We start from the raw sequence: 25,597 nt of genomic DNA, 5'->3' as shown, positions 1-25,597 counted from the left end.
GCGGAGTGCAATCATCTGCACCGCCGTCGCCACTTCCCTTGTCGCCGCATCGGCGCCGGTTCGGCACCATCCCCGAACAGGGGCCTGCGGCGAAGGGATCCGGTGCATCGCACCTTGCCTTCGAAGCGCCGTTGCATCGGATGCGACGCAACGTTCGCGTTTAAAGGGAAGAATAGCACGGAGACGCCTCCGATACTGCCCATCCCTATGTGCGAGAAGTTGCGCCAATACGGTTAACATCTTGCTAATTCTTTTCGTCTAATTGTTGGCGATCAAGGTTTTCACGCGGCTTTGCGGTTCTCTCCGGACCGCTGACCCGCCGCAGGCCTCGCCATCCCAAAGCGGTAGGGATCGGCGCGGAATGCACCGGGAAATGGCTGTCTTTGCGTAAGAGTGGTGCGTCGTGGGGGACAGTTTTCGAGCGCTGGAAAGACCGCAGCCGGGGCGGCAGAAGGACATCGTCCTGATGGCGACCGTTTCCAGCTTCGAGAGCCTGGCCCATCCGTCCCGATCCGACCACCGGCAATTCCACGAACTGTTCGTTCCCACCTATCTCGCCTCCAGCGACGAGGCGCGCCGCCAGGCGGTCGCAGCCCTTTCGCAATGCGCCGCCGTTCCGGAGGCGACGTCGCTGTTCATCGCCCGCGAGCCGATCGAGATCGCCGCCATCTTCCTCACCCGGTCGGCGGCGCTGTCCCCGCGCCTGCTGATGGAGATCCTGCACACCGCCTCGCCCGCGCATGCCCGCGCCATCGAGTGCCGCGACGACCTGTCGCCGCAGATGATCGAGCGCCTTGTCGACCTGCATCGCCAGCATCGCAGCCGCGGGCCGGTGACGGTCGATCCGGCGGCGACGGAGGCCCGGCGCCTCGCCCGCGAAGACGAACTGCGCGAAGAGCTCAAGGCGCTGGTGCGGGCGCAGGCTCCCGCGGAGACCGGACCCATCGGGCTCGTCGCTATCGGCGAGGTGCATCTCGCCCTCATCGTTCGCTTCGCCCGTGCCGGCGAGACCGGCATGTTCTGTGTTGCGCTTGCCGACGCGCTGGGCAGCAGCCAGTGGCTCAGCGAACGCATTCTGCTCGACGTTTCCGGGCTGCAACTGGCAACGACGCTGGTGGCGCTCGGCGCCCCGGCCGAAGACAGCGCCATGATGCTTTCGCGGCTCTATCCCCACCTTGCGGAAGCTGCGGAAGCAGCACGGGGGGAAAGTCGCGCCGCGGCGCTTGTTGCCGATCTCGGGCGGGCGGCCTGCATCGAACGGGTGGAAAGCTGGCGGCGCGCCGACGCCTATACCTATGCCGGCCAGCCGCTGGCGCCGGCCAATTCGGACGCGGGCCAAACCGACGCAGACAGGCGGGACGGCGAGAGCCGGCGCCGGGCTGCGCAGGGAAAGCGACAGGCCGGGCGCGGGCGAGCCTTCGCGCGACAGGGCGGACATCAGTAGAACCGGTGCGGCGCCCGTACCCTCTCGCGCCGCTCGGCGCGGATCGCGGCAATCATGGTGGCCACGTACATCAGGGCGACGAAGGCGACGAAAGCTGGCAGAACTGCAGACATCACGACCTCCTGAACTGCTGCCGGGAGAAATTTCCCACACGCCACTTCTCGCACAGGTCGAGCCGCGGCGCTGTTACCGGCGGAACAGGGGATCGCTGCCGTCGTCCTTGCGGTCGTCCGTACCGATTTCGACGAGGCCGCCGAGATCCTCGGTTTCAAGCGCCACGATCCAGAGGTCGGGATCGAAGCGGATCTCGCGGGCAAGGGCATCGGCGACGGTCTCGCGCGGCTGTCGGTCCAGCCGGCGCTCGAACAGGCGGCTGCCGCTGTCGTCCTCGTCGAAGAAGCTCTGCGGTGCCGGCGCATAGAGCGTCTCGGTGCCATCCCGGTAAGACTGGCGGATGAACAGCGCGCCGCCTTCGGCCGCCCCCTTGCGCTCGATCGCGGCAAAGTCGCCGCGGGCGAAGACGTTGCGGACCAGGGCTGCGGCGAAGATCTCGGTTTTCAGGCGCATCAGCGGTCAATAGCGGCCACTGCCCGCGGTGGCAACCGGGGCCTGCGGGTCGCAGGGGTATCGTATGAGAATGAAGTCCCCTCCCCAACCCTCCCCACGAGGGGGAGGGCTTAACCTGGCCGCGCCGCCGAGGCCTTCAATTGGGCAGACGGGCGCGCCCCAGGTTTTCTCCCCCCTTGTGGGGGAGATGGCCGGCAGGCCGGAGGGGATTTGCCGCATGCGATTGTCCCCGGCGGCGATCGAGGCCTCAGAGGATGAAGTCGGAGGCCTTGAGGCTGATCGAGAGATCGAGGACGAAGGCGAATTCGGCCGTCTTGTCGCTGTCGATGTTGCCGTAGACGATGGTGTCGCCGCCGATCTTCTCGTAGCGGATCTGGCCGGCCGCGGTGAAGGCCTTGGTGCCGATGAAGGTGAAATCCTGGTCTCCGCTCTTCTTCACGTCCGCGTCCATCACGTCGAGCTGGATCTTGTCGCGCTGCGAGCGGCTGAAATCGGTAATGATGTCGCGGCCGGCCTTTCCGACGGTGCTCTCCTCCGGCACCACGAACAGGAACAGGTCGGCGCCCGAGCCGCCGGTGAGGGTATCGCGGCTCATGCCGCCGTTCAGCATGTCGTTGCCGGTGCCGCCCTTCAGCGTGTCGGTGCCGTTGCCGCCGATCAGCCAGTCGTCCCCGGCATCGCCGTTGAGCTTGTCGTTGCCGTCATAGCCGTAGACCCGGTCGTGACCGTTGCCGCCCTTGAGGGTGTCGTGACCGCCGTAGCCGTAGAGCGTGTCGGACTTGGAGGAACCCGTGAGCGTGTCGTCCCCCTTGAGCACGAGGATGCGCATCCCTTCCCAGCCGAAGTTGGCGGTCGACTGATGCATCTCGGACGCCTTGACGTTCAGGCCGGTGAACTCGTTCAGCTTGTCGCCGCTGCGGGTCAGGAAGGTGATCGACTTGATGGTGCCCGAGACCGGCTCGCCGTCGCTGTTCACCTTCAACCCGGTGCCGACGATGCTGAGCTTGACACCGTTCGACGCCACCATCGTCACCTTGGTGGAGCTGTGGCTGTGCGCCCTCAACTCGCCGAACCACTTATCCTCGAAGAGCCCATAATCGCCGAGCGACGAATACCAGGTGCCTTTGGCCATGCGAATTTTCCCCGTGTTACAGATGTCGCCGGGCGACGTGCGCGGGAGATTACCGCTGTGCGGCCCGCAGCACCCCAGTCCTCGGCAGACTGATCCCACGCGCCGCGGTTGCGACGCGCGCCCGAGACCGGCGGATGCCGGCCTTCCCGCACTCTAACGTTTCACGCGCGAATTTCATTTACGAAAAAAGGAGGTATGCCCCCGAAAAAGGGGTACGCTCCAGCGCTCAGAGCGCGCCGATCTCCTTGAGCTTGCTCAGCACCAGATCGTTCGGCTCGCCGGTGGTGGGCAGCCGGTAGTGCTTCTCGAAGGCGCGGATGGCCTCGCGGGTCCGGGAGCCGGCGACGCCGTCGACGGTGATGTCGGCATAGGCGATGTTGCTCAGCCCCTTCTGGATCTTCATCACCAGCGCGCTCGACGGGCCAGGCCCTGCGGGTGTGGATGCGGGAACTGCGGATGCTGTCGCTGCGGGCGCGGACGCCGGGGCGGCCACCGGATCGGCCTCGGCGGCGCGGATCGCGGCTGCGACCGGATCGATCTCCGTGCCTTTCTCGCTTGCTCCGCCTGTTTCGAGCGGCCGCTCGGTCGGCAGCACCGCCACCTGCTGCGGGGCGTCTGCGTGCAGCGCCGCGAGCAATCCTGCATCCGGCGTGCCGGTGGCCGAAAGCCCGCGTTCCTGCTGGAACCTGCGGATCGCCGAGACCGTCTCCTCCTGCAGGCGGCCGTCCGGGTCGCCGGCATAGAAGCCCTGGCGGGCGAGTTCCGTCTGGATGTCGAGGACGAGTTCACTCGGCTGGACTGTGTCCTGTTCGTTGCCCGCGGCCTGTTCCTCGCCCTCGCGACGGATCACGAAGGTGGTGACGTCCGACGGTTCTTCACGCAGCGCGGAGAAGCCCAGCGAATTCTGGCCGGAGCGCGTCTTGAGGATCGGCGAGGGATGACCGCCCGGCTGGTACCAGAGCGCATTGGCGGCGACGAAGGAGAAGACGACGGCAAAGGCGGCACCGCCGCCGACGATCGAGGGATGGCGCGCGGCGAAGGCGCCGAGCGAAAGGAGCGAACGCTGGAGGAAGCCCGGTCCGGACGCCTGCCGCTTGCGCGCAGCCGCGGTCCGGCCCTTGCCGGTGCCGCGGTCAGGCTGTTTTCGCGCGCGTGCCGTCATGGCCCCTGCCCTCGCTAGCGTTGGATACGGATCCCTCCATCATGGACGCCGGTATTGCATCGTTTCTCCCGCGGGGAAACAGTCGCGGCGGAAATTCCCCGGCATTGTCGAAAATGCGCTCGCCGGTCTCGCCCGTGCCGGAGCCGTCCGCGGGCAGGCTGACGATGATGCGCGTGCCCTCGCCCGCATTGCTGCGGATGGTGAAGGTTCCGCCATGCAGGGCGACGAGCCCCTTGACCAGCGACAGGCCGAGGCCGGTGCCCTCGTACTTGCGGGTATATTCGTTCTCCACCTGCACGAAGGGCTGGCCGATCAGGTCGAGCTTTTCGGCGGGGATGCCGATGCCGGTATCGCTGACCGTGATCACGAGGTCGCGCCCGAGGCGCGCCGCGTCGATCATGACCATGCCGCCCTTGTCGGTGAACTTGACCGCGTTGCCGACGAGATTGATCAAGATCTGCTGGAGCGCGCGCTGGTCGGCGATCGCCTCGCCGACGTCGCAGGGCACGCGGCTCGACAGCTTCACGCCCTTCTGGCGCGCCTGCAGCGCCAGCATCTGCTCGCAGGCCCGCACGCTGTCGGCGACCGCGAACGGCTCGAGCACCAGCTCATAGCGGCCGGCCTCGATCTTGCTGACGTCGAGCATGGTGTTGACGACCGACAGGAGATGGCCGCCGGACTGGTGGATGAGGCCGACATATTCGCGCTGGCGGTCGTTTTGCAGCTTGCCGAAATACTCGCCGGCGAGGATGTCGGAAAAGCCGAGGATCGCGTTCAGCGGCGTGCGCAGTTCGTGGCTGACGGCAGCGAGGAAGCGGGTCTTGGCATCGTTGGCCGATTCCGCCTCGGCGGCCTTGCGTGCACTGTCGTGGCGAAGCTCCGCCTCGAACGAGATATCGCGCGACTGGGCGACGATGGAGGCGAGCAGCCCGGCCTGATCGCGCACCGCCGTCATGTCGATGCGGACATGCAGGAGCCGGGGACCGCCGTCGCCGGGCTGGCCCTGCTCCAGGCGGCCCTGCTCCAGGCGAAGATCGACCGTGACATGGGCCTGCCCCTGGCGCAGGCGGTCGATCGCCTGCAGGAAGCCGAGCCGGTCGGACACGTGGATCTGGTCGATGAAGCCGCGGCCGGCCGGATCGCGCATGGAGCGCAGAAACGCCTCGCGGTCGCGGCCGTGCACCGCGGTCACGTGGCCGCGCGGATCGTGCAGCGTGACGAGGCCGGCGAAGAGATCGTAGCAGTCGGCAGGATCGGGGGCGGAGGCCTGCAGGGCTGCTGCGGCCGGGGCCTTGCCGAAGCGGCGGCGCGACAGCACCGACGACGCCGCCGTCGCCAGCAGGCCGCCGGACGCGGCAAGGGCGGCGCCGGCCGGCAGCGCGGCCGAAACCGGCATGACGGTGGAGAGCGCCAGCGGCAACAACGGGAGTGCTGCGGCAGAGGAAAGCAGGATCGCGCGCAGGCCGGCGGGCGCTGCGCCGCCGTTTCCGGAGACGCATGCCTCACCCGTAACGGCTGCCGCGAAGGCCGCCATCCTGTCAGCGATGTCACTCAAGAGACGCACGCAATACCCTGTCGTCAGTTGTTCTTTTATGTGGTCGCAGAATCGCACCGGCGACTTAGAAAAGGATAAACAGGCCGGGTCGGAAAAGGGGGAAATAGGCCCAAAAGGCGCGTTTCAAACCGATACCGACGGCATTTGAATTTCGTGGTTAATGACGGGTAAGCGTCTAGAAATGCGGCATTTTTTCGTTCTTGTTAACCTCTGGGACGAGCGGCGCCCGAAGGGAATCCCCAACTTTCCGGGGCTTGCCCCAGTGCTGCCTGCCTTGATGCTTAACGCCGATCGCTAAATATTGAGGTAAATGTCCGGCGACGAGCATTGATTCAAATTTTATGCAGTTTTGAGGAAAACCCGAGTGATTCCCGCAAAGGGCCATTTTGGTGTATTCCCTATCATCGCATCGACGATCCCGAATGCTTTTGCACCACGGGACGGACAAGGCGGCAGCGGCCGAGAAGAGCAGCGCCGGACAGACAGGGCATGGATCCGATCCGTCGGACCATGCACCGCCAACAAGGATGGGCAAGGCGATGTGGTTTCTGATCAAGGGAGCGTTCTGGTTCTCGCTCGTACTGGTGCTGCTGCCGCTGTTCGACACCGACGCGACGCAGAAGCTGGAGCAGGGTCCCGCAGTCGAGCTCGGCGACACCGTGAGCGCGGCCAGCGAGGCGATCGCCTACCTGTCGGCCATGTGCCTGCAGAAGCCCGACGTCTGCGAGAAGGGCGCCGAGACCTTCGTGGCCCTCGGCCACCGGGCGCGCGAAGGCGCCCATGTCGCCTACAAGATGCTGGACTCGCAGTTCGCCGACCCGGCCGAACAGACGGCCGCCCTCGACCAGCCGCTGCCGGAGGCCACGGTGGCCGATGCGGCAGAAGCTGACGCCGACAGCGTCGTCACCGGCACGGTTGCCGCAAAGCCGGCAGCCTCCGGCAAAGACGCCATGCTCGAGACCATCGCCATCCCGACACCCCGGCCCGATCCGGCCGGCTGACGCCTTTTGAATTTAACGACCTGCGCCGCCTTCGCCTGACCGGCGCGCTTTCAACTGCCTGACTTGTTGCTTCTGCAACCGCCGCGAGGACAGCCCATGCCTCGCGGCGTCTTTTTTTCGTCGTGCGGGCCAATGGTTCAAATTGCCGCCCATCTGCACTATATGTCCGGTAGAAGCCAATTGGACGTGACATGACAGAGCTTGCCCGGATCATCGACGACTTCGCCTACCTCGACGAGTGGGAGGACCGCTACCGCTATGTGATCGAGCTCGGCAAGGCGCTTCCGGAGCTTTCCGAGGACAAGCGCACGGCGCAGAACAAGGTGCAGGGCTGCGCCAGCCAGGTCTGGCTCGTCACCCATTCCGACGGCGGCGCCGACCCCGTGCTGACCTTCGAGGGCGATTCGGACGCGCATATCGTGCGCGGGCTCGTGGCGATCGTGCTGACCGTCTATTCCGGCAAGCCGGCCTCCGAGATCGCCCGCACCGACGCCATCGACGTGTTCGACAAGATCGGGCTGGTGGAACACCTCTCCTCCCAGCGCGCCAACGGCCTGCGCTCGATGGTCCGGCGCATCCGCGAGGAAGCCACGGTCCGCGTCGCGGCCTGAGGCGGCCCGCCTCGCTGCGTGAGGCAGCAGTTCCGCCCCCTTTCCATGTTCGCCGGTTCGCGGCTGCGTCCCTCAGTCCGGCGCAGCCTGCCGGTCGAGGCAGCCCGACATCTCCGGCCGGTATCCCTCCGCGCCCCAGGCGTGGCTTCGCGGCCTGGGCTTTCCTTCGGGAGCATAGTGACGCGAGAGCGCCATCAGGGCGGCGCGCAGCATCAGCTTGGCCGAGCGCACCGGCCACTGGCGTTCCCGCTCCACCGTCTCCAGCCCCTTCATGAAGCAGCAGACATCGAGGGCGACGCCCGACAGTTCCGGCCCCATCGCCGCGATCGCCTGCTGCAGGCGCCCGCGCGCGGCAACCGCGGTGTCGGAAAGGTCGCGCGCCTGGCCGAGCTCGCCGCCGTTGCGGCCGGCGAGGCGCGGCTCCCAGCTCATGGTCAGCCGCGGCTGCAGGCCGGCGCGGGTGAAATCGCGCGCCAGCCGCTCCCCGGCTGCGATCGCAGGCTCGGGGAGAAACGGCGCGCCGGCCTTGTCCTTCAGGCGTGACAGCGCCGCAAGCGGCGATTCCAGCTGGTTGACGCTGACGCGCTCGCGTCCTGCGACTGTCACGAGCGTGCGCTCGGCGACGTCGCGGTGCTGGTCGAGGTAGCCGTCGGCGCCGGCCATCAGGCGCCGCAGGTGGCTGCGGGTCTCAGGCGAGGCCTTGAGCCTGCCGGCGTCGCGGATCGCCAGGCCGAGGCTGAGCGCCTGTGCGACCACGGACACCGCGGCCGTCGCCTGCCGGCCTCCGGCTGCGACTAGAAGCAAGGGATCCTCGCCGGAGACCTCCGCCTCGCCCGCCGTTGCCAGGAAGCGCAGGAGTGCTGCCAGCGGCTTCCTCGCTGGGATCGCGGACGGCTTGCCGGTCTTATTCATGTTCTGCCGGCCCGGAGATGGCGAAGACGGCGAGCGTGATGCGCTCGACCGTTGCCACGAAATCGTCGAAGGCGCGGTCGTCGCGGCGGTCCTCGACCACGTTGCAGGCGTGGCTGACCGTGGTCCTGTCGCGGCCGAAGGCCTGGCCGATGTCGGCGAAGGACAGTTGCAGCGCCACGTGGCAGATGTACATGGCGACCTGGCGGACATGGGCGGCGGGCCGCCTGCCGTCGCGTCGCTGCGGCGGCCGCTCGGCTGCGAGCTGCAGGAGCTCGGCCACGAGCTGGCGCACGGTGCGGCAGACCGAACGGGCGGACGGCTCGGCGTGGTGGAACCTGCCCGCCCCGGTGAAGGCTATGGCATGCAGCCGGTCGCTCCTGGCCCGCAGCCTTGCGCCGGCGCGGCTGGTCCGGCCCGGACGTGCGTTCGGATCATAGGCGGGGTCGTGAGAGGGGGCGGAAACGGAAGAGGAAGCTGTGTCTTGCATGGGCGCTACTCCTTTGTAGGAATTTATTCATACACCCTACGAAGGAAACGGGGACGAATGAAGCGCAGCGGTACAACCGTTCATTGAATAATCAGGGAAAACTCAGATCATTATCCCCAATATAGGTTTATTTTCCTCTCTTCATTTATCTGCAACGGCCTGGATAGGGCCTGCGCGCATCCCGTCGCCGCCGTCGCCAGCGCGAAAACGCCAACGCGACACGGACATCATGCCCGCATCGGCGCAAAGGATCGGCTGGGGGAGAAAGGGCACGGGAGCGGTCCCGGGGTCGGGGAGGCCCCGCAGGAAAGCGCGGCGGGGACGATGCCCCGGCCTGCGCATGTTTGCGCGAAGCCCGGCCGGGCTCCGCAGCGAAGCGTCAGCGCTTGGCCTTGCGGCGCTGGCCGAGGCCCATTTCCTTGGCGAGGCGCGAGCGCGCTTCGGCATAGGCGGGGGCGACCATCGGATAGTCTGCCGGCAGGTCCCACTTCTCGCGGTATTCTTCGGGGGTCATCCCGTAGTGGGTCATCAGGTGGCGCTTGAGCGACTTGAACTTCTGTCCGTCCTCGAGGCAGATGATGTAATCGTTCTGGACCGACTTGCGGATCGGAACGGGGGGCTTGGGCTTCTCTGCCTGGACGGGGGCCTCGGCGACGACAGCGGGTTGCGAGGTGTTGTTCAGTGCGGCATGCACATCGCCAATCAAGGTCGAAAGCTCTGCAACCGGAACAACGTGGTTGCTGACATAGGCGGCAACGATATCGGCTGTCAGCTCAACTAGCAGATTGGCACCGTTACCGTCGGAAATCTCAGTCATCTTCTTCTCCTGTGGGTCGAACCGCCCGACTCGCGTACGCGAGAGCGGAACAAACTACGCTCTTTTGCAAAGCATACCTTGGTTTGGCTGGGTGAAGCTGCCCGCATCCATGAAAGGACGCCCCCACAAGGGCAGACTTCACTAGTCGCTAATATTACTTCCGTAACCGGAGCGCCCCTCGGCTACCCAAATCTTTGTCACAACCGCGCCGGGAAAAGAGCACTTTAGAATGGTCGCAACTTAGACTGGAGCTCTTCGCGCAAGCAAATTCAACACAGCAGCTTTACTTGAAGTGGAATAGCATCGTTTATACCAAAGTCCAATATTATTTTGGCCAAGATCAAATGAATCTTGTACATCCCCCATATGGGTGAAATCCCGAGAAAAAGTCGAGTTTTTCGGGGCCGTTCGAGCCCCCGGCACCCCATCACTTCTTCGTGTGATCGCGCATGTCGTCGCAGGTGGCGCCGCGCGAGAGGCGGTAGCCGGCATGGTGCGCGGCCTTGGCCACGAGATGCGCCGCCACGGGCGCGGTGAGGACGAAAAAGAAGAAGCCGGCGAAGGCGCGGGCGAGGACGGCGAACTCGCCGGCATGCAGGCCGGCGGCGACCAGCATGAGCCCCGATCCGACCGTGCCCGCCTTCGAGGCGGCATGCATGCGGGTGTAGACGTCCGGCAGGCGGACGACGCCGACCGCGGCCAGCAGGGTGAAGATCCCGCCGCCGATCAGCATGACGGCCACGACGAGCGCAAACACGACCGCCATCATCGCGCCCTCCCCCGCCTGGTGGGACGCTGCTTGCGCTGCGTCGGTCCCTTGCCGTGGCGCGCCCCGGTGGTGGCGAGCGGATCGCGGTCGTCCTCCGGCATGCCCTGGGTGAGCACGAAGCGGGCAAGGGCGACGGTGGCCAGGAAGCCGACCAGGCCGAGCGAGATGGCGATGTCGATATAGAGATTGAAGCCGGTCTTGATCGCGATCACCGCGAGGAAGCCGATCGCGATCGCCACCAGCATGTCGAGCGCGACGATCCTGTCCGGCAGCGTCGGGCCGCTGATGACGCGCCAGACGGTGAGGAAGAAGGCGACGCACATCAGGAACAGCGCGACCGAGCAGGCGAACAGGACGATGGCTTGGGCGAAGGTCTCGGCGGTCATCAGCGAAGGGCCTCCAGGATCTTGCGTTCGAAGCCTGTGGCGATGTCGCGCTTGACGGCTGCGGGATCGGAGCAATCGAGCGCGTGGACATAGAGGAAGCGGCGGTCTTCGGAGACGTCCACCGACAGCGTGCCGGGGGTGAGCGTGATCAGGTTGGCAAGAAGCGTGATCTCGATGTCGCGGTCCACCTTCAGGGGATAGGCGAAGATGCCGGGCCGCAGGTCCATCTTCGGGCTGGCGACCAGGACGGCGACGCGCCAGGCCGACAGCGCCAGTTCCTTGACGAACAGGGCCAGGAGCGAAAGCAGCTTGCCCGGCCGGACGACCGTGCGCGTGCCGGCGAAATCGCGGCGGATGATCCAGAGCGCCATCAGGCCGAGCAGGAAGCCGAGGACAACATTCAGCGGCGAGAGGCTGCCGGTGACGGCCGCCCAGACGATGGCGAAGACGATCCCGGTGAAGAGGGTCACCATCATCGCGCTCCTTGTGGAAAGACCGAGTTCACATAGGCGGAAGGCTCCGCCAGCCCGCTCGCCGCCTGCTGGACCTGCTGCAGCAGCGGATCGGGAAAGAGGCCGACCAGCACCGTCACCAGCGCCAGCGCCGACAGCGACAGCATGGCGCTCGTGCGCGGGGCGCCTTCGCCCGGTGCGGCGGGTATATTGGCCGGACGCCAGTAGGCCAGCACCCAGACCCGGCCGACGGCGATCATGGTGAGGAAACCGGTCAGCAGCACCGTCCCCGCCAGCCACCAGGCGCCGATGTCGATCGCGGCCTTGGCGACCATCACCTTCGGCCAGAAGCCCGAAAACGGCGGCATGCCGGAGACGGAAAGGAAGAGGACCAGCGACAGGGCGGAGAAGAAGGCGGTGCGCCCATAGAGCCCGCCGGCCCGGTTCAGGTCGAACGCGCCGGACAGGCGCCCGGCGACGCCGGTCGCCATGTAGAGCGCGGTCATCACCACCATGGAATGCAGCGCATAGAACAGCGCGCCGCCGACGCCGCCGGGGCCGCCGACGGCGATGCCGGCGAGCATCACGCCGATGCCGGAGATCACGAGATAGCCGAGCAGGCGGCGGGTGTCGCTCTGGCCGATGGCACCGAGTGCGCCGAAGATCATCGTCGCAGCCGCCGCTGCCGCGATCACGAAGCTCAGTTCGTCGCCCTCGACCGGAAAGAGCATGACCATGACGCGGATCAGCGCGTAGATGCCGACCTTGGTCAGAAGACCGGCGAACAGCGCAGACACGACGATGCGCGGCGTGTGATAGGAGGCGGGAAGCCAGAAATTGACCGGGAAGGCGGCGGCCTTCATGCCGAAGGCCAGCACGAACAGGACGCCGAGCGTCATCAGTGGCAGGTCACCGCGGCGCTCGCCCGCCTTCGCGGCGATGTCGGCCATGTTGAGGGTGCCGAACAGGCCGTAGAGATAGCCGACCGCGATCAGGAACAGCGTCGTGGCGATCAGGTTGAGGAAGGCGTACTTGACCGCGCCGTCGATCTGCCTGGGCTCCGAGCCGAGCACCAAAAGGCCGAAGGAGGAGATCAGCAGCACCTCGAACCAGACGTAGAGGTTGAAGATGTCGCCGGTCAGGAACGCCCCGGAGACGCCGGCCATCAGCAGCATCAGGAACGGGTAGAAGCCGTAGCGGCGGCCGGAGGCATCTATGCTCTCTGCCGCGTAGATGCCGCCGGCAAGGGCCACCAGCGCCGAGAACAGGGCGAACAGGGCGCCGGCGAGATCCACGGTGAAGGCGATGCCGAAGGGCGGCAGCCACCGCCCCATGACCATGGTCACCGGGCCGCCATCGATCACCCGCCAGAGCAGCAGCGCATCGAGCACAAGAAGGACGACGAGGGCCGCGACCGCCAGCGGCGGCTGCAGCCGCACGTTCTTGCGCAGCATCAAGAGGATGGCACCGCTCGCCAGGCACCAGGCGACCGGGAGGATCACCAGCCAGTCGGCAAGGGCCGGCGGCGCAAGCACCAGCGCCTTGGAAAGATCGATCGCGGAAGCGGCAGGAGCGGCCATCTGTCTAGTATCCCGTCGGCGGCGCGATATCGGCCGCGGGTTCGGCGACGCGCATCTCGTTGGCGTTGTCGGTGCCGAGGTCCTGGAAGGCGCGGTAGGAGAGCACCAGCAGGAAGGCGAAGAACGAGAACGAGATCACGATCGCCGTCAGGATCAGCGCCTGCGGCAGCGGATTCGCTGTCACCGCCACCTGGTGGTCGAATGCGGCGGGGATGATCGGCGGGACCTCACGCACGATCCGGCCGGTGGTGAAGAGCAGCAGGTTTACCGCGTTTCCGAGGATGGCGACGCCGAGCAGGATGCGCACGAGGAACTTCGACAGCATCAGGTAGACGGCGGCGGCGAAGAAGATGCCGATCAGCAGGCTGAAGGGAACTTCCATCAGATGTCCTCCCTTTCCAGCGCCAGCGCGATCGAGGTGACGGCGCCGACGACGACCAGGTAGACGCCGAAATCGAACAGCATCACCGTCGATAGCGGCACGACGATGCCGAACAGGCCCGGATAGATCCACAGGCCGGTCATGAAGGGAACGGCGGCGAAGATCGACACGAGGCCGGCGATGCAGGCGAGCAGCAGGCCGAAGGCGGCGATCGTCATCGGATGGAACCACAGCGCCTCGCGCACCGGGCGGATGCCGCGGGCGATGCCGTAGATCGCCAGTGCCGAGGCTGCGATCAGCCCGCCGATGAAGCCGCCGCCCGGTTCGTTGTGTCCGCGCAGGAGCACGAACACGGAGAAGAGCAGCATCAGCGCGGTGAGGAACGGGGCGAGCGTGCGGAAGATGACGGTGTTCACGGCTGCCGCTCCCTTCCGGTGCGCACATCCGCGCCCGCGTCGCCGCGTATGCGTGAAGACCCCTCCCCACCCTCCCCACGAGGGGGAGGGCTTAACCCGGCCGCTTCGCCGGAGGACACGTTGCGCAGACGGGTGCCTCGGGGGTTCTCCCCCCTTGTGGGGGAGATGGCCGGCAGGCCAGAGGGGGAATTGCCATACGCAATCGCCTTGCCATCTCCGCCGGCCATCGCCGGGCCGGCCGCACCCTTACGGATGCGGATCAGCGACAGGATGGCAAGCCCGGTGGTCATGACGACGGCGATCTCGCCCAGCGTGTCGGTGCCGCGGAAATCGACGATGATGACGTTGACGACATTGGCGCCGTGGGCGATCGACTTGGAATAGAGGTCGAAGAACTCGGTCAGGACCGGATCGAAGCGGCCCTGCGTCACCTTCAGCAGATAGAGCGAGAAGCCGAGGCCGCAGGCGATCGCGATCGCCGCGTCGGGCAGCCTCTGCGCCAGCGGCCGGGCATCGCGTGGCTGCAGGCGCAGCCTTGTCATGACGAGCGCCAGGATGACGACCGAAAGCGTCTCGACCATGAACTGGGTGAAGGACAGGTCCGGCGCGCCGAAGAGCAGGAACAGCAGGGCGACGGCGAAGCCCTGGATGCCGAGTGCCAGGATCGCGTTCAGCCGGTTCTGCGCCGCAAGCACGCCGAACACGCCGGCGAGCGCCAGCGCCATGACGGCGAGTTCGTGGAACTGCGCATCGGCCGGCCAGATCGGCAGCCGCGGCCATTCGCCGTACCAGGCGAGCGGAACGAGGAGCGCCAGCGCCACGATAACGAAGGTCACCGTGAGATAGGCTTCCATCAGCCCCGGCTGCAACAGGCGCGTCAGGCGGTGGGAGAAACGGACGAGCCCGGCCATGAACTGGTCGAAGCCGCGGTCCGGCCCCCAGCCGATATCCTCCAGCAGTCGGGCGGCCGCAGTGCGTGCACGGTCGAGCAGCAGGTATGTGCCGATCCCGAGCGCGATGGTGACCGCCGACAAAAGCAGCGGCAGGCCGGCATGCGGCATGGCGGAGATCGTCACCGTCTCCGGCCGGCCGGCGATGGCGGCGGCAAGCGGCGAGGAGACGAGCGGATGGACGACGTGGGACAGGAGGCCGGCGCCGAGACCGAGGACGGCCAGCACCACCGGGCCGAGCCAGAGCAGCAACGGCGCTTCGTGCGGCGCCTTCGGCGTCTCGACGCGAGGGCCGAGGAAGGGCTTCAGCGCGACCGCGAAGGCAGCGGCGAACACCATCGCGTTGCCGATGACGGCGGCCAAGGTGAAGGCGACCGCCCGGAGATTGCCGCCCGCGAGCGCCGCATAGACCTCCTCCTTGGCCAGGAAGCCGAAGAAGGGCGGCAGGCCGCCCATCGAGAGCGCCGCGAGCAGGGCCGTGACGAAGGTCACCGGCATCAGCCGGGCGAGACCGCCGAGGCGGGTGACGTCGCGCGTTCCCGTCTCGTGGTCGATCGCACCTGCGACCATGAAGAGCGCGCCCTTGAACAGCGAATGGGCCACCAGGTAGAGGGCTGCGGCCGCCGCCGCATGCTCGGAGCCGAACCCGGTCAGCATCACCAGCAGGCCGAGCGAGGCGACGGTGGTATAGGCGAGCATCAGCTTCAGGTCGGTCTGGCGGATCGCCAGCACGCCGCCGACCAGGAGCGTCAGCCCGCCGAAGGCCGGCAGGATCGTCGCCCACGGGGTGGTTCCGCCGAGCACCGGATTGAGCCGCATCAGCAGATAGACGCCGGCCTTCACCATGGTCGCCGAATGCAGGTAGGCGGAAACCGGCGTCGGCGCCTCCATCGCGTTCGGCAGCCAGAAATGGAACGGGAACTGCGCGGACTTGGTGAAGGCGCCGCCGAGCACCAGCACGAGGATCGCGGCATAGAAGGGGCTGGCGCGCACCTCCTCGCCAAAGGAGAGCAGCAGCGACAGCTGCGTGACGCCGGTGACGTTCCACAGCACCAGCAGGCCGGCGAGCAGGAACAGCCCGCCGCCGCCGGTGACGACGAGCGCCTGCAGCGCCGCCCGGCGCGCTGCCTCGCGGGCATGGTCGAAGCCGATCAGCAGGAACGAGGTGATCGAGGTCAGCTCCCAGAACACGAACAGCATCAGGAAGCTGTCGCAGGCGACGAGGCCGAGCATCGCGCCCATGAACATCAGGATGAAGGAGAAGAAGCGCCCCTGGTGGGGATGGCCCTTCAGGTAGCCGCCGGAATAGAGGACGATCAGCGTGCCGATGCCGGAAATGAGCAGCAGGAAGGTGAGCGACAGGCCGTCTATCAGCCAGGAGAAGCTGACATTGTAGGAAGGCACCCAGGCATAGCCGCCGGTGACGACGCCGCCGGCTGCGATTTCGGAAAGGAAGCCGGAAAAATGCAGGAAGATCGCCGCCGGAAAGAGCGCCAACGGCCAGGCGGCGTTGTGGCCGAGGAAACGCGTCAGGACCGGGGCCAGGGCCGCGCCGAGAAACGGCAGGCAGAAGGCGACGAACGTCATGGCCATTGTGTCCGTCTGCATGCCCCCTCCCTCGTCGATGCCCTGCTTCGTGCCCGGCCGGAACCGGAGACTGTGCGCTCTCCCCGACTGACCGGCGCACCCTTTTTGCCGGACAGTTGCCGGCAGGACGGATGCGCCGAGTCGCCGGCCCCGTCAGTGCGCAGGTTCTATGTCGGTATGGCCGAAATCGCCACCTTTGAAAAGCAGAGGCGCCCGTTTTTCCCGGGCGAGCGCATAGGAGAAGCAATCGCCATAGTTCAGCTTCGCCGGATGGCCGCTTCCGCGGCCGAAGCGGCGGAAGGCGTCGAAAGCGATCTCCGCCGTCTCCGCGCTGACGGGCTCGATCCTGATGGCTGCATGCATGATGAAGGCATCGACGGCATTCGACGCCTGCGGGCCGAAGCGGGCGAACAGCACCATCTTCGTCTCGAGCAGGGACGCAGCACTGATGCAGCGGACCGGCGTGCGCTCGATGATCTCGTTGAAGGCGCGCCGTTCGGGTTCATCCGAGAGAATGGCGACGATCGCGGACGTATCGAGCACGATCATTGCGGCAGGCCATCCTCGTCATAGCCGATGATGTCTTCCGGCGAACGCCGGTCGAGCACCGGCAGGGCAGCGCAGTCCAGCGCAATCCGGTCGAGCTGGTCCGCCAGTCGGGGCGCGGGCTTCTCGGCACGAAGCCGCGCCAGTTTCTCCTCCAGCGCATGGCGGACGGCCCGCGTCAGGGATTCACCCGTCCGTTCGGCCAGTTGCCGCGCAAGTTCGTGCGTGGTCTCGTCCTTGATGTTCAGCGGCATTCCACCTTTCCTCTCATTATTCCTCCATACTGGAAGATAGATCGAAGACGCTGTCTACGCAACTCCTCCCTTAATTGCATTCGGCCCTGCCGGGCCCTACATGTGGACGCAAAGGAGGCTCCCATGACCGACAATGCGACGCTGAAGGTTTTCAAGACGGACGAGGAATGGCGGCAGATCCTGACGCCCGAGCAGTACCGGATCACCCGGCAGCACGGGACCGAGCGGGCGTTTTCCAGCCCGGACTTCGACAGTTCCAAGAGCGGCACCTATCGCTGCATCTGCTGCGATCGCCCGCTCTACAGTTCGGAGGCGAAGTTCGATTCCGGGACCGGCTGGCCGAGCTTCACCCAGCCGATCGCGCCTGATGCCGTCACCAACCATCGCGACCAGTCCTACGGCATGAACCGCGTGGAAATCCGCTGCGCCGACTGCGACGCCCATCTCGGCCACGTCTTCCCCGACGGCCCGCCGCCGGCCGGGCTGCGCTACTGCATGAACGGCGTGGCGCTGTCCTTCGAGGAGCAGTAGTTCGGGGCCGTCGCGTGCAGACGAAGGCCCCTCCCCACCCTCCCCACAAGGGGGAGGGCTTAACCTGGATGCACCGCCGAGGCTTGATTTGAGCAGACGGGCGCCCCCGGTTTTCTCCCCCCTTGTGGGGGAGATGCCCGGCAGGGCAGAGGGGGACTTGCCATGGGCGATTGCCCCTGTAATTTGCCCCGCCGCCCGCCCACGCAGACTCAAAAAAGTCCTGGAAAATTAAACACTTGGCGGCGGCGGCTGAAAATCCGATTCCAGTCGGCAGCGCGTCCGCCGCTGCCCAGTCGGGCCAACGCTTCTCCCGGAGATCAGACTAAGATTCGCCCGATCCACTCAAGGCATTGTCATGCAACGTTTTTCTGGCGCTTGAGGCAGAGTTCCATGCAGGTCAGGTCGAGCCAGCGGCCGAACTTGGTGCCGACCTCCTCGAACCGGCCGACGACGCGAAAGCCGAAGCTTTCGTGCAGGCGGATCGAGGCTGCGTTTTCGGCCTCGATGCCGGCGATCATGACGTGGACGCCGGCATCCTTCGCGCGGCCGATCAGGCTTTCGAGCAGCGTGTGGCCGATGCCCCTGCCGCGCACGTCCCGGTGCACGTAGATCGAATGTTCGGCGGTGTGGCGGTAGCCGTCGAAGGCGCGCCAGTCGCCATAGGAGGCATAGCCGGCCACCCTGCCCTCAAATTCGGCGACCAGCACCGGGAAGCCGCGCGCACGACGGGTGCGGAACCAGTCGAGCCGGTTTTCCAGGTCGACCTGTTCGTCGTTCCAGATGGCGGTCGTGTTGGCGACGGCGTCGTTGTAGATCTCCATGACCGCGCCCATGTCGTCTTCGCGCGCATCGCGGATGAGCGCCGCCTGTTCCATCGTCGCTTGCCTCATGATCGTCCGTCCACTATTGTTACGATATGTCCATTTTAGCAGATGCCTTTGACAAGAGTCTAGGGCTGCGCGTCCGCGCCGAGCGCGAGGGCCGCGGCTGGTCGCTGACAGACCTGTCCGAACGCGCCGGCGTCTCGCGCGCCATGATCCACAAGGTCGAGCGCGGCGAGAGCAGCCCGACGGCAGCGCTGCTCGGACGGCTGTGCGGCGCCTTCGGCTTTTCCGTCTCGACGCTGATCGCGCGCGCCGAGGCCGGGCCGGAGCGCCTGGCACGCCGTGCCGACCAGCCGGTCTGGGTCGACCCGGAAACCGGCTATCGCCGCCGCCACGTCTCGCCGGCCGCAGCGCCTGCGGAACTGGTCGAGGTGGAGTTGCCACCCGGTGCCCGGGTCGCCTACCCCGCCGCCGCCTTCACCTTCCAGCGCCAGATGCTGCGCGTCGGCTGCGGCGTGCTGACCTTTTCCGAAGGCGAGACCGTCCACAGGCTGGAAGCCGGCGACTGCCTGACCCTCGGCGCGCCGGCCGACTGCGTCTTTCTCAACGACGGCAAAGACCCCTGCCGCTATCTCGTCATCCTGCTCAAGGGCGAGCGCTATCCGGCAGGCCTGTGATTTTGCGCGACACGCTTTGGCGAGCCGCTTACGCGCTGACGCAGGACAGCACCGCGGAATAGTGGATGCCGGCTGCGGCGACGACGAAGCCGTGCCAGATCGCGCTCTGGAAGCGCAGGCTCTGCCAGACGTAGAAGACGACGCCGAACGAATAGACGAGGCCGCCGGCGAAAATCAGCATGATCGTCGTTTCCGACAGTGTCGCGCTCAGCGGCCCGGAGGCTATGACGCCGCTCCAGCCCATGCCGAGATAGAGCAGGATCGCCAGCCGGTCGTAGCGTCCCGGCAGCAGGAACTTGAGCGCCACACCGGCGGCGGCGATCAGCCAGACGGCGATCAGCATTCCCGCCAGCATGGGATCGTCGAGCCCGCGCTGCAGAAACGGCGTATAGGTCGCCGCGATCAGGATGAAGATCGCCGAATGGTCGAAGCGGCGCAGCACCCACTTCACCTTCGAGGCGGGCCAGAGATTGTAGGCGAACGAAATGCCCAGCGACATCAGCAGTCCGAGGCCGTAGATCCAGGCCGCGGCGAGTTGTCCGCTCGTGGTCCAGACGGTCGCGTAGAAGATGAGGATGGTGACCCCGATGAGGGCAAGCACGACGCCGATCCCGTGAACGATGCCATCGGCGATCAGTTCATGGCGGTCGTAGTGCCATCGGATACCTTCGAGTTCCATGCGACCCCGTTCCACGCTGTACTTTGCCGACGTCAGGTTTCGAAGGCGCGTCCGGCGAGCCAGGACCATCGGCGCCATGCTGCCCCACTCCCCTCCCGGAAAGGGAGCGCCCCATCGAGACGTTGCGGGCATTCCATGGTGCCAATTGCGGGCGCAGCCTTCAAGGGCGACGTGCGCCGCGGAAGCCGCCGGGGCTTCACGTTTGGTAACCTCGGTAACGGTTTGGCGAGATCTTACGGGTGAATGCACTCCTCGCACAGCGCCGCATGCGGAACGGATGCGAGCCGCGCCGGCGAGATCGGATTTCCGCACTTGGGGCAGATGCCGAACGTGCCGGCTTCGATGCGATTGAGGGCAGCGTCGATGGCAGCCAGTTCGCCGAGGCCGGTATTGCCGATCTCCTCCAGCACCTCGTCGTTCTCGCGCTCGGTCGCACGCTCCTCGGCATCGGGATTGGGCGTCGCCTCCAGGTCGCCCTCGATCTTGTGCAGGCGGCGGTAGAGTTCGTGCTTGCGCCCGAGGAGCCTGTCCTTGAATTGTGCGGTATCCAGCATGGGCAGTCCTTTCCAGAAATATCCCGTCCGTCGGGCGTGGCAGGATGCCTGCCTCGACGCGGGCGGGCAGTCGGGGCGTCAGCGATCGACGAGCACCGAAATCGGCGCATGCCGCACGACCCGGTCGGCGGTCGAGCCCAGCAGGTAGTTTGCCAGCCCCCGACGATGCGAGGCAACAACGATGAGATCGGCGCCATGTTCCTGGGCGGCAGCGAGAATTTCGCGGGCGCTGGCGCCGTAGCGGATGTCAATCGTGGCCTTCAGGCCGAGCCTGTCGCGCATGCGGGCGAGGCGCTCCTCGGCCTGCTTGACCTCCATCTCGACCATGCCGGCGGGAAACTCGATCGAGATGTAGCTGGTGGCGATCTCGATGACGTTGACCAGAACGACCTCGCCGCCCTCCGACAGTAGCCCGACAGCCCTGCCCAGGATCTGCTCGCCACGCTCCATCTGGTCCATTGCCACGGGAACGATGATCTTCTTGTACATGCCCGGCTCCCTTTTCTCCGTATCGTGGAGCAAACGTCGCATGCCGAGACTGCACGCGACATTGACGAGGATCAAGCCAAAACTGAAGGACTGCGCCAATCCGGCCGCCGGCATGCGGTCGCCGGAGGGCAGCAGCTCCACCGTCAACCCCATGTTGACAATATTTCGCCAAATCACCAGCTATTCCGAACGATCGTCTGCAGCCATATTTCGGCAGATCGGTTTCACCGAAACCGGAGCCGGAGGCCGGCCCGGGCCGAGACGACGGAATTCAAAGCGGAGAAGGTCCATGACCGAACAGACGGCGCTCGCCTCGCCAAATCATGCCGTCAACATGCCGGCCCACGTCGACCATGCGCACCTCGTCGTGATGGACCTGCCGATGATGTCGGACTGGTACCAGAAGATCATGGGTCTTTCGGTGCTGGAGCGCTCGCCGTCGGGCCTGACGCTGGCTGCCGGCGGCCGGCCGCTGCTGACGCTGTCGACGGACGGCAAGGCGGCCCGCGCCTCGCGTCGCACACCGGGCCTGTTCCACAACGCTTTCCTGGTGCCGAACCGCCGGGAGCTTTCGCGCTGGCTTGCCCATGCCGCCCACGGCGGCGTCCAGTTGACCGGCGCCTCCGACCACCTGGTCAGCGAGGCGATCTACCTGGACGATCCGGAAGGCAACGGCATCGAGGTCTACCGCGACCGCAGCCGCGAGGACTGGAACTACCAGCCGGACGGCATGGTCGAGATGGCGACGCTGCCGCTCGACCTGCAGCGGCTCTACGACGAAGCACCCAGGGACGAAGCCTGGACCGGCCTTCCCGAGGATTCGGCCATGGGCCACATCCACCTGCAGGTGTCGGACATTCCCCAGGCCGACGCCTTCTTCCGCGACGTCCTCGGCCTCGACCTGATGGCGCGCTATCCCGGCGCGAGCTTCTTCGCCTCCGGCAAGTACCACCATCATGTGGCGGCCAATGTCTGGAACTCGCGCGGGGCGGCCAAACGCGAACCGGCCATGAGCGGGCTTGCCGACTACACGATCCGCTTCACCGAGCCCGCCCGGCTGGAGCAGGCGGTCGAAAGGCTCGAGAAGATGGAGATCGCAACGACGCGGCAGGGCGGCGTGGTCTCCCTGGTCGATCCCTGGGGGATCGGCCTCAATCTGTCGGCATGAGGCTTCTCGGACTGAGGCTCCCGGGCCAGTTGCCCGCTACCCCGGCGCATCAATCGTACAGGTAGTGCTCGTCCCAGGCGTCGCGCGGCACGAGGTCGCCGATCTTGAACTTGAAGGCGGTGACGTCGAAATGATCCGGCGAGGTCTCGCACCTGAAGGCGAGCCGGTACCATTCGCCCTTGCTGCGGAAGACTGCGCCCTTGGTCTTGAGCATGTTGCCGGACGTCGTCGGATCGCCGAACGAATAGGCGATCACCTTGTCGGGCTGGTAGCCCTCCTTCGCCTTGCGGATGCGGCTCATCGCTTCCATGTCGCAGCGCTGCTCGAGGCGGGTCTGGGGATCGAGTTCCGACAACTGGCGGCGGATGCTTGCATCCATTGCAAATGCGGCCGGCGCAATTGCGCAGACGCCGACGAGCAGCGGGATGGCAGTCTTCATTCGTAGTTCACTCCGATGCTGGAACAGCCGCTCCTGCGACAGAAATGGGGCGATTACGAGTCCAAAACCGCACCTTGGAGCTTTTGCACAGGCCTCCCTCCCGCAGGATCCCGGCGTTTCATCCCGGTGTTTCAGGGAACCGCGGGCGTTTCCGCGCGTTGTTTTTGCGACCAGGGGACCCGCGCCATGCACAAGATTTCGTCGGCAGCCATCCATGAGATAGCGCAGAAGCGAGAAGGACGCGCGCCGGCGCGACAGGGTAACGGACTGGGTGACGCCGCGCTTCGCCTGGCAGGCGGGGCTTTCGTGGGCGGGGCTGCGCAAGACGAGCCGCCGCCGACGATCAGCGGGCTGGAGCTCTCCTGGCGCTGGGCGATGATCGGCATCTTCCTGATCATGGCGCTCGGCGCCATCTACCTGATGGCGCACATCCTCATTCCGCTGACGCTGGCGGTCGTCGTCGGCCTCATCCTCGGCGTCGCGGCCGAAAAGCTGAACGACCTCGGCATTCCGCCGCTGCCGACGGCGCTCCTGCTTGCGACCGGCTTCGCCACCGGCGCCTTCTTCGCCGTCGCCGCCCTGTCCGGCCCGTTGATGCGGCTTGCCGCCGAGGCGCCGGAAATCGTCAACGCGACGATCGAGCGGTTCACGCCACTCCTGAACAAGCTGGAATGGCTGCACCTCGACCCGCGCAGCTTCACCGCCGGCTCGATGACGCTGGACGGGCTGCTGGAGAAGGCCGGGAGCGTGCTCGGCATGGTCACGGCCGGGGTCACGCCCGCCCTGATCCAGGTGCTGATCTTCTTCGCTGCGCTCGTGCTGTTCCTTTCTGGACGGGTGAAGCTGCGCCGGATGCTGATCCTCGCCTTCCCGCACCGCAGGCAGCGGCTGACGACGATCCGGGTGATGAACGCGATCGATAGCGCGCTCGGCTACTACTTCTCCACCGCATCGCTGGTCTATGGCGCGCTGGGGCTGATCACGACGCTGATCGCCTTTGCCGGCGACCTCGGCCTTCCCTGGATGTGGGGACTGTTTGCGTTCGTCTCTTCCTTCGTCCCCTTCCTCGGCGTGACCGTGATGACGCTGGCGCTCGCAGCCGGCGGGCTTATGGCGCACGACACGGTGCTGCTCGGGCTTGTGCCGGCGCTGGCCTTCCTCTGCATCCACCTGGTGATCGAAAATTTCGTGCTGCCGGCGATCATGGGACGGCGGTTCGAGGTGAACGCCTTCGTCATCTTCACCGCGATCGTGTTCTGGAGCTGGATGTGGGGCGCGGCCGGCGCAATGCTGGCGCTGCCGCTGTCGATCATCGGCATGACGATCGTCGACGAACTTCGCCCCGGCCGCAAGATCCAGCCGACGCTTCCCGGCTGACGACGTAGCTCCTGACATTCCCGTCAATCTGAAGCAGCTCTCCGCACAAGGGTTCCGGCCACAGCGCTCCTGTGCGTCGATAGCGGCGGGAATATTCGGCGGCCACCGGTTGTCTGTCAGGGCATCATCGCAGGGCATGGGCGAGCCGGCACCTGCGCAGGCGGGCGCGGATCGGGTACAATGCGCGAGCCACCATTTCGGCGCGCCCGGGGCGCCGGCCGGTGGGCGGCCAGTTCTGGGAGGTCGCATCATGCAGAGACGACGGCAGGCGGGATACGGCACAGAGTACGGCACACCATACGGCACGGTGGCGATTTGCTTGCACTGGCTGATCGCGGCCCTGGTCCTCGCCCTGATCGGCACCGGCTTTGCCATGCGCCGGACGGAGATCGACCCGGCGCTGCAGTTCTCGCTCTACCAGTGGCACAAGTCGCTGGGGCTGACCGTGCTGGTACTCGCGGCCTTGCGCGAAATCCACTGGCTCGTCGCCCGCCATCCGGAGCCCGTGGCGGATCTCGGGCCGATCGAACGGCAGGCTTCGCGGACGACCCATGTCGTGCTGGCGATTCTGTGCTTCCTCGTGCCACTGTCCGGCTGGGCGGTTGCCTCGACCTCGACGCTCGCCATTCCGACCCTGCTGTTCGACGTCGTGCTCGTTCCTGCCCTGCCGTTGGAGCGCAGTGCGGCGGGCGAGACCTTCTGGTCGCTCGTGCATGCGTGGTCGGCCTATCTGCTGCTGGCGCTCGCGGCACTCCACGCCGCGGCCGCCCTCCATCACCATTTCATCCGCCGCAACGCCGTGCTTCTGCGCATGCTCGGCCGGCCGGCGGCGGGCGGCTCCAGTGGCCGCGCCCGCGGAGGAACCCGACGATGAGATACCGGACCGGACCGATGGTCGCTCTTGCGGCCCTGCTATGCATCATACCGGCCCTTCTATGCCCCGTGCCGGCATTGGCGCGCACGCCGGCGCTCTCGGAAGCGGCCGGAACCTACGACATCAGCGGCGCCTCGCAGATCCGCTTCTCCGTCGACCAGATCGGCGGCGGCGGCATCCGCGGCCGCTTTGCAAAATTCTCCGGCGCCGTGCGGATCGACGGCCGCAAAATCGGCGCCTCGACCGTGTCGTTCACGATCTATCCGCAGAGCGTCTCCGCCGCCGAGGAGCGGATCGAGAACTTCCTTCGCTCCAGCGCCGTCTTCGACGCGGCGGCCTACCCGACCGTGACCTTCCGCTCGACGGCCGTGCGCCAGACCGGCGCGGACGCCGTGATCGTCGACGGCATGCTGACCGCGCGCGGCATCACCCATCGCGAACAGTTCGCCGTGCGGCTGCAGAAGCTCGGCGGCGGCACGATCGCCTTCAACGTCACCGGCAACGTCTACCGCTCGCGCTACCGGATGGACGTCGGCACGCCGATCTACCTCAACGTCGTCAAATTCGACATGGACATCCGCGCCGTTCGGCGGTGACGGGGCGGGAGCACGGCGTCATGCCGTACTGTTCCGCGCATCGCCCCCCTCCTCCGTCATACCGGCCTCCGAGCCGGTATCCAGCCCGCGCAAGTCCTTGCGCGAAAGAGCATACTCCGCGCCGCGGACGCGGCGCCGCTGGATGCCGGATCGGGTCCGGCATGACGGTGGCGTATGTCGCTACCGTGCTGACAACAGCATGCATGTCCCGGCCCATGCCCGGTCGCCGGGAATAGATTCAGGTCGGTTCAGCGACTTGCCTTCTCTCTTCGCACATCGCCCCCTCCTTCGTCATACCGGCCCCCGAGCCGGTATCCAGCCCGCGCAAGTCCTTGCGCGAAAAGTGCATTTCCCGCGCCGCGGACGCGGCGCCGCTGGA

Annotated in this window: 29 protein-coding genes and 1 pseudogene; 9 read left to right on the top strand and 21 right to left on the bottom strand. The window is 66.5% G+C overall.

Going from position 1 to position 25,597, the window contains the following annotated elements; genetic code table 11:
* Positions 1-466 precede the first annotated feature (466 nt).
* On the top strand, positions 467-1,444 hold the full coding sequence (locus GGQ64_RS06320) for a hypothetical protein (protein WP_246422374.1): 978 nt from the start codon (positions 467-469) through the stop codon (positions 1,442-1,444).
* A 186-nt stretch (positions 1,445-1,630) separates the two neighbouring features.
* On the opposite strand, the gene GGQ64_RS06315 is transcribed toward GGQ64_RS06320, so the two are convergent.
* From GGQ64_RS06315 to GGQ64_RS06300, 4 genes are all read right to left on the bottom strand, one after another.
* Positions 1,631-2,011 carry a DUF1491 family protein gene (locus GGQ64_RS06315; protein ID WP_183800692.1) on the bottom strand — a complete coding sequence of 127 codons (381 nt, stop codon included), beginning with the start codon at positions 2,009-2,011 and terminating at the stop codon, positions 1,631-1,633.
* Between the two features lie 247 nt (positions 2,012-2,258).
* Positions 2,259-3,143 carry a calcium-binding protein gene (locus tag GGQ64_RS06310; RefSeq protein WP_183800688.1) on the bottom strand — a complete coding sequence of 295 codons (885 nt, stop codon included), beginning with the start codon at positions 3,141-3,143 and terminating at the stop codon, positions 2,259-2,261.
* Between the two features lie 226 nt (positions 3,144-3,369).
* Positions 3,370-4,305, bottom strand: coding sequence for a peptidoglycan-binding domain-containing protein (locus GGQ64_RS06305; protein WP_183800685.1), 936 nt, complete (start codon positions 4,303-4,305; stop codon positions 3,370-3,372).
* Complete coding sequence (locus GGQ64_RS06300; protein ID WP_425488488.1) at positions 4,277-5,869, bottom strand: sensor histidine kinase; 1,593 nt, start codon at positions 5,867-5,869, stop codon at positions 4,277-4,279. The genes GGQ64_RS06305 and GGQ64_RS06300 overlap by 29 nt, the downstream gene beginning before the upstream one ends.
* Before the next feature lie 530 nt (positions 5,870-6,399).
* Between GGQ64_RS06300 and GGQ64_RS06295 the strand changes: the two genes are divergently transcribed.
* A complete protein-coding gene (locus GGQ64_RS06295; protein WP_183800682.1) occupies positions 6,400-6,861 on the top strand; it encodes a DUF5330 domain-containing protein in 462 nt (153 codons plus the stop codon).
* 191 nt (positions 6,862-7,052) lie between these two features.
* Positions 7,053-7,472 (top strand): SufE family protein, encoded by a 420-nt coding sequence (locus GGQ64_RS06290; RefSeq protein WP_183800679.1) that lies wholly within the window; start codon positions 7,053-7,055, stop codon positions 7,470-7,472.
* 72 nt (positions 7,473-7,544) lie between these two features.
* On the opposite strand, the gene GGQ64_RS06285 is transcribed toward GGQ64_RS06290, so the two are convergent.
* The 12 genes and pseudogenes from GGQ64_RS06285 to GGQ64_RS06230 all read right to left on the bottom strand — a co-directional run bounded on the left by GGQ64_RS06285 (position 7,545) and on the right by GGQ64_RS06230 (position 17,010).
* Complete coding sequence (locus GGQ64_RS06285; protein ID WP_183800676.1) at positions 7,545-8,384, bottom strand: DUF6456 domain-containing protein; 840 nt, start codon at positions 8,382-8,384, stop codon at positions 7,545-7,547.
* Positions 8,377-8,871: a helix-turn-helix domain-containing protein gene (locus GGQ64_RS27765; protein WP_246422373.1), complete on the bottom strand. Its 495-nt coding sequence runs from the start codon at positions 8,869-8,871 to the stop codon at positions 8,377-8,379. The genes GGQ64_RS06285 and GGQ64_RS27765 overlap by 8 nt, the downstream gene beginning before the upstream one ends.
* Before the next feature lie 379 nt (positions 8,872-9,250).
* Positions 9,251-9,688: a Ros/MucR family transcriptional regulator gene (locus GGQ64_RS06275; protein WP_183800673.1), complete on the bottom strand. Its 438-nt coding sequence runs from the start codon at positions 9,686-9,688 to the stop codon at positions 9,251-9,253.
* Positions 9,689-10,115: 427 nt separating this feature from the next.
* The gene (gene mnhG / locus GGQ64_RS06270) at positions 10,116-10,457 is read right to left on the bottom strand and encodes a monovalent cation/H(+) antiporter subunit G (protein ID WP_183800670.1); all 342 of its coding nucleotides are present in this window, start codon (positions 10,455-10,457) and stop codon (positions 10,116-10,118) included.
* The gene (locus GGQ64_RS06265; RefSeq protein ID WP_183800667.1) at positions 10,454-10,843 is read right to left on the bottom strand and encodes a cation:proton antiporter; all 390 of its coding nucleotides are present in this window, start codon (positions 10,841-10,843) and stop codon (positions 10,454-10,456) included. Before GGQ64_RS06265 ends, mnhG begins: the two co-directional genes overlap by 4 nt.
* Positions 10,843-11,316, bottom strand: a complete 474-nt coding sequence (locus GGQ64_RS06260) for a Na+/H+ antiporter subunit E (protein WP_183800664.1) — start codon at positions 11,314-11,316, stop codon at positions 10,843-10,845. The genes GGQ64_RS06265 and GGQ64_RS06260 overlap by 1 nt, the downstream gene beginning before the upstream one ends.
* A complete protein-coding gene (locus tag GGQ64_RS06255; RefSeq protein WP_183800661.1) occupies positions 11,316-12,875 on the bottom strand; it encodes a Na+/H+ antiporter subunit D in 1,560 nt (519 codons plus the stop codon). Before GGQ64_RS06255 ends, GGQ64_RS06260 begins: the two co-directional genes overlap by 1 nt.
* 4 nt (positions 12,876-12,879) lie before the next feature.
* On the bottom strand, positions 12,880-13,257 hold the full coding sequence (locus GGQ64_RS06250) for a Na+/H+ antiporter subunit C (RefSeq protein WP_183800658.1): 378 nt from the start codon (positions 13,255-13,257) through the stop codon (positions 12,880-12,882).
* Positions 13,257-13,673 carry a Na(+)/H(+) antiporter subunit B gene (locus tag GGQ64_RS06245; RefSeq protein ID WP_183800655.1) on the bottom strand — a complete coding sequence of 139 codons (417 nt, stop codon included), beginning with the start codon at positions 13,671-13,673 and terminating at the stop codon, positions 13,257-13,259. The genes GGQ64_RS06250 and GGQ64_RS06245 overlap by 1 nt, the downstream gene beginning before the upstream one ends.
* Before the next feature lie 239 nt (positions 13,674-13,912).
* Positions 13,913-16,231, bottom strand: a pseudogene (locus tag GGQ64_RS06240) (putative monovalent cation/H+ antiporter subunit A); the annotation flags it as partial.
* A gap of 132 nt (positions 16,232-16,363) precedes the next feature.
* Positions 16,364-16,759, bottom strand: a complete 396-nt coding sequence (locus tag GGQ64_RS06235) for a type II toxin-antitoxin system VapC family toxin (RefSeq protein WP_210300159.1) — start codon at positions 16,757-16,759, stop codon at positions 16,364-16,366.
* The gene (locus GGQ64_RS06230) at positions 16,756-17,010 is read right to left on the bottom strand and encodes a type II toxin-antitoxin system VapB family antitoxin (RefSeq protein WP_183800649.1); all 255 of its coding nucleotides are present in this window, start codon (positions 17,008-17,010) and stop codon (positions 16,756-16,758) included. Before GGQ64_RS06230 ends, GGQ64_RS06235 begins: the two co-directional genes overlap by 4 nt.
* A 123-nt stretch (positions 17,011-17,133) precedes the next feature.
* Here GGQ64_RS06230 and msrB point away from each other — a divergent pair, with 123 nt between their 5' ends.
* Positions 17,134-17,541 (top strand): peptide-methionine (R)-S-oxide reductase MsrB, encoded by a 408-nt coding sequence (msrB, locus tag GGQ64_RS06225; RefSeq protein WP_183800646.1) that lies wholly within the window; start codon positions 17,134-17,136, stop codon positions 17,539-17,541.
* 353 nt (positions 17,542-17,894) lie between these two features.
* Here msrB and GGQ64_RS06220 read toward each other — a convergent pair whose 3' ends face one another.
* Positions 17,895-18,431 carry a GNAT family N-acetyltransferase gene (locus GGQ64_RS06220; protein ID WP_246422372.1) on the bottom strand — a complete coding sequence of 179 codons (537 nt, stop codon included), beginning with the start codon at positions 18,429-18,431 and terminating at the stop codon, positions 17,895-17,897.
* 26 nt (positions 18,432-18,457) lie between these two features.
* Between GGQ64_RS06220 and GGQ64_RS06215 the strand changes: the two genes are divergently transcribed.
* Positions 18,458-19,042 carry a helix-turn-helix domain-containing protein gene (locus GGQ64_RS06215; RefSeq protein ID WP_183800643.1) on the top strand — a complete coding sequence of 195 codons (585 nt, stop codon included), beginning with the start codon at positions 18,458-18,460 and terminating at the stop codon, positions 19,040-19,042.
* Positions 19,043-19,070: 28 nt separating this feature from the next.
* Here the strand turns inward: GGQ64_RS06215 and trhA are convergent, their stop codons facing one another.
* From trhA to GGQ64_RS06200, 3 genes are all read right to left on the bottom strand, one after another.
* Positions 19,071-19,721 carry a PAQR family membrane homeostasis protein TrhA gene (trhA, locus tag GGQ64_RS06210; RefSeq protein ID WP_183800933.1) on the bottom strand — a complete coding sequence of 217 codons (651 nt, stop codon included), beginning with the start codon at positions 19,719-19,721 and terminating at the stop codon, positions 19,071-19,073.
* Positions 19,722-19,954: 233 nt separating this feature from the next.
* Entirely contained in the window at positions 19,955-20,275 is a 321-nt protein-coding gene (locus GGQ64_RS06205; protein WP_183800640.1) for a TraR/DksA family transcriptional regulator, read from the bottom strand.
* A gap of 78 nt (positions 20,276-20,353) precedes the next feature.
* The gene (locus tag GGQ64_RS06200) at positions 20,354-20,764 is read right to left on the bottom strand and encodes a universal stress protein (protein ID WP_183800637.1); all 411 of its coding nucleotides are present in this window, start codon (positions 20,762-20,764) and stop codon (positions 20,354-20,356) included.
* A 289-nt stretch (positions 20,765-21,053) separates the two neighbouring features.
* Here GGQ64_RS06200 and GGQ64_RS06195 point away from each other — a divergent pair, with 289 nt between their 5' ends.
* A complete protein-coding gene (locus tag GGQ64_RS06195) occupies positions 21,054-21,932 on the top strand; it encodes a VOC family protein (RefSeq protein ID WP_183800634.1) in 879 nt (292 codons plus the stop codon).
* Positions 21,933-21,981: 49 nt separating this feature from the next.
* Here the strand turns inward: GGQ64_RS06195 and GGQ64_RS06190 are convergent, their stop codons facing one another.
* Positions 21,982-22,371 (bottom strand): DUF930 domain-containing protein, encoded by a 390-nt coding sequence (locus GGQ64_RS06190; RefSeq protein WP_183800631.1) that lies wholly within the window; start codon positions 22,369-22,371, stop codon positions 21,982-21,984.
* A 186-nt stretch (positions 22,372-22,557) separates the two neighbouring features.
* Here GGQ64_RS06190 and GGQ64_RS06185 point away from each other — a divergent pair, with 186 nt between their 5' ends.
* From GGQ64_RS06185 to GGQ64_RS06175, 3 genes are all read left to right on the top strand, one after another.
* The gene (locus GGQ64_RS06185) at positions 22,558-23,748 is read left to right on the top strand and encodes an AI-2E family transporter (RefSeq protein ID WP_183800628.1); all 1,191 of its coding nucleotides are present in this window, start codon (positions 22,558-22,560) and stop codon (positions 23,746-23,748) included.
* A gap of 250 nt (positions 23,749-23,998) precedes the next feature.
* Positions 23,999-24,622 carry a cytochrome b gene (locus GGQ64_RS06180; RefSeq protein ID WP_183800624.1) on the top strand — a complete coding sequence of 208 codons (624 nt, stop codon included), beginning with the start codon at positions 23,999-24,001 and terminating at the stop codon, positions 24,620-24,622.
* A complete protein-coding gene (locus GGQ64_RS06175; RefSeq protein WP_246422371.1) occupies positions 24,619-25,218 on the top strand; it encodes a YceI family protein in 600 nt (199 codons plus the stop codon). Before GGQ64_RS06180 ends, GGQ64_RS06175 begins: the two co-directional genes overlap by 4 nt.
* Positions 25,219-25,597 lie beyond the last annotated feature (379 nt).

This window comes from Mycoplana azooxidifex (assembly GCF_014196765.1).
Lineage (GTDB): Bacteria > Pseudomonadota > Alphaproteobacteria > Rhizobiales > Rhizobiaceae > Mycoplana > Mycoplana azooxidifex.
The sequence above is the reverse complement of the archived record's forward strand: the minus strand, read 5'-3'. Positions and strand labels throughout refer to the sequence as shown.

Coding starts and splice junctions, on each gene's coding strand:
- GGQ64_RS06320 (WP_246422374.1), top strand. CDS start 467: ATGGCGACCGTTTCCAGCTTCGAGAGCCTGGCCCATCCGTCCCGATCC.
- GGQ64_RS06315 (WP_183800692.1), bottom strand. CDS start 2,011: ATGCGCCTGAAAACCGAGATCTTCGCCGCAGCCCTGGTCCGCAACGTC.
- GGQ64_RS06310 (WP_183800688.1), bottom strand. CDS start 3,143: ATGGCCAAAGGCACCTGGTATTCGTCGCTCGGCGATTATGGGCTCTTC.
- GGQ64_RS06305 (WP_183800685.1), bottom strand. CDS start 4,305: ATGACGGCACGCGCGCGAAAACAGCCTGACCGCGGCACCGGCAAGGGC.
- GGQ64_RS06295 (WP_183800682.1), top strand. CDS start 6,400: ATGTGGTTTCTGATCAAGGGAGCGTTCTGGTTCTCGCTCGTACTGGTG.
- GGQ64_RS06290 (WP_183800679.1), top strand. CDS start 7,053: ATGACAGAGCTTGCCCGGATCATCGACGACTTCGCCTACCTCGACGAG.
- GGQ64_RS06285 (WP_183800676.1), bottom strand. CDS start 8,384: ATGAATAAGACCGGCAAGCCGTCCGCGATCCCAGCGAGGAAGCCGCTG.
- GGQ64_RS27765 (WP_246422373.1), bottom strand. CDS start 8,871: ATGCAAGACACAGCTTCCTCTTCCGTTTCCGCCCCCTCTCACGACCCC.
- GGQ64_RS06275 (WP_183800673.1), bottom strand. CDS start 9,688: ATGACTGAGATTTCCGACGGTAACGGTGCCAATCTGCTAGTTGAGCTG.
- mnhG (WP_183800670.1), bottom strand. CDS start 10,457: ATGATGGCGGTCGTGTTTGCGCTCGTCGTGGCCGTCATGCTGATCGGC.
- GGQ64_RS06265 (WP_183800667.1), bottom strand. CDS start 10,843: ATGACCGCCGAGACCTTCGCCCAAGCCATCGTCCTGTTCGCCTGCTCG.
- GGQ64_RS06260 (WP_183800664.1), bottom strand. CDS start 11,316: ATGGTGACCCTCTTCACCGGGATCGTCTTCGCCATCGTCTGGGCGGCC.
- GGQ64_RS06255 (WP_183800661.1), bottom strand. CDS start 12,875: ATGGCCGCTCCTGCCGCTTCCGCGATCGATCTTTCCAAGGCGCTGGTG.
- GGQ64_RS06250 (WP_183800658.1), bottom strand. CDS start 13,257: ATGGAAGTTCCCTTCAGCCTGCTGATCGGCATCTTCTTCGCCGCCGCC.
- GGQ64_RS06235 (WP_210300159.1), bottom strand. CDS start 16,759: ATGATCGTGCTCGATACGTCCGCGATCGTCGCCATTCTCTCGGATGAA.
- GGQ64_RS06230 (WP_183800649.1), bottom strand. CDS start 17,010: ATGCCGCTGAACATCAAGGACGAGACCACGCACGAACTTGCGCGGCAA.
- msrB (WP_183800646.1), top strand. CDS start 17,134: ATGACCGACAATGCGACGCTGAAGGTTTTCAAGACGGACGAGGAATGG.
- GGQ64_RS06220 (WP_246422372.1), bottom strand. CDS start 18,431: ATGAGGCAAGCGACGATGGAACAGGCGGCGCTCATCCGCGATGCGCGC.
- GGQ64_RS06215 (WP_183800643.1), top strand. CDS start 18,458: ATGTCCATTTTAGCAGATGCCTTTGACAAGAGTCTAGGGCTGCGCGTC.
- trhA (WP_183800933.1), bottom strand. CDS start 19,721: ATGGAACTCGAAGGTATCCGATGGCACTACGACCGCCATGAACTGATC.
- GGQ64_RS06205 (WP_183800640.1), bottom strand. CDS start 20,275: ATGCTGGATACCGCACAATTCAAGGACAGGCTCCTCGGGCGCAAGCAC.
- GGQ64_RS06200 (WP_183800637.1), bottom strand. CDS start 20,764: ATGTACAAGAAGATCATCGTTCCCGTGGCAATGGACCAGATGGAGCGT.
- GGQ64_RS06195 (WP_183800634.1), top strand. CDS start 21,054: ATGACCGAACAGACGGCGCTCGCCTCGCCAAATCATGCCGTCAACATG.
- GGQ64_RS06190 (WP_183800631.1), bottom strand. CDS start 22,371: ATGAAGACTGCCATCCCGCTGCTCGTCGGCGTCTGCGCAATTGCGCCG.
- GGQ64_RS06185 (WP_183800628.1), top strand. CDS start 22,558: ATGCACAAGATTTCGTCGGCAGCCATCCATGAGATAGCGCAGAAGCGA.
- GGQ64_RS06180 (WP_183800624.1), top strand. CDS start 23,999: ATGCAGAGACGACGGCAGGCGGGATACGGCACAGAGTACGGCACACCA.
- GGQ64_RS06175 (WP_246422371.1), top strand. CDS start 24,619: ATGAGATACCGGACCGGACCGATGGTCGCTCTTGCGGCCCTGCTATGC.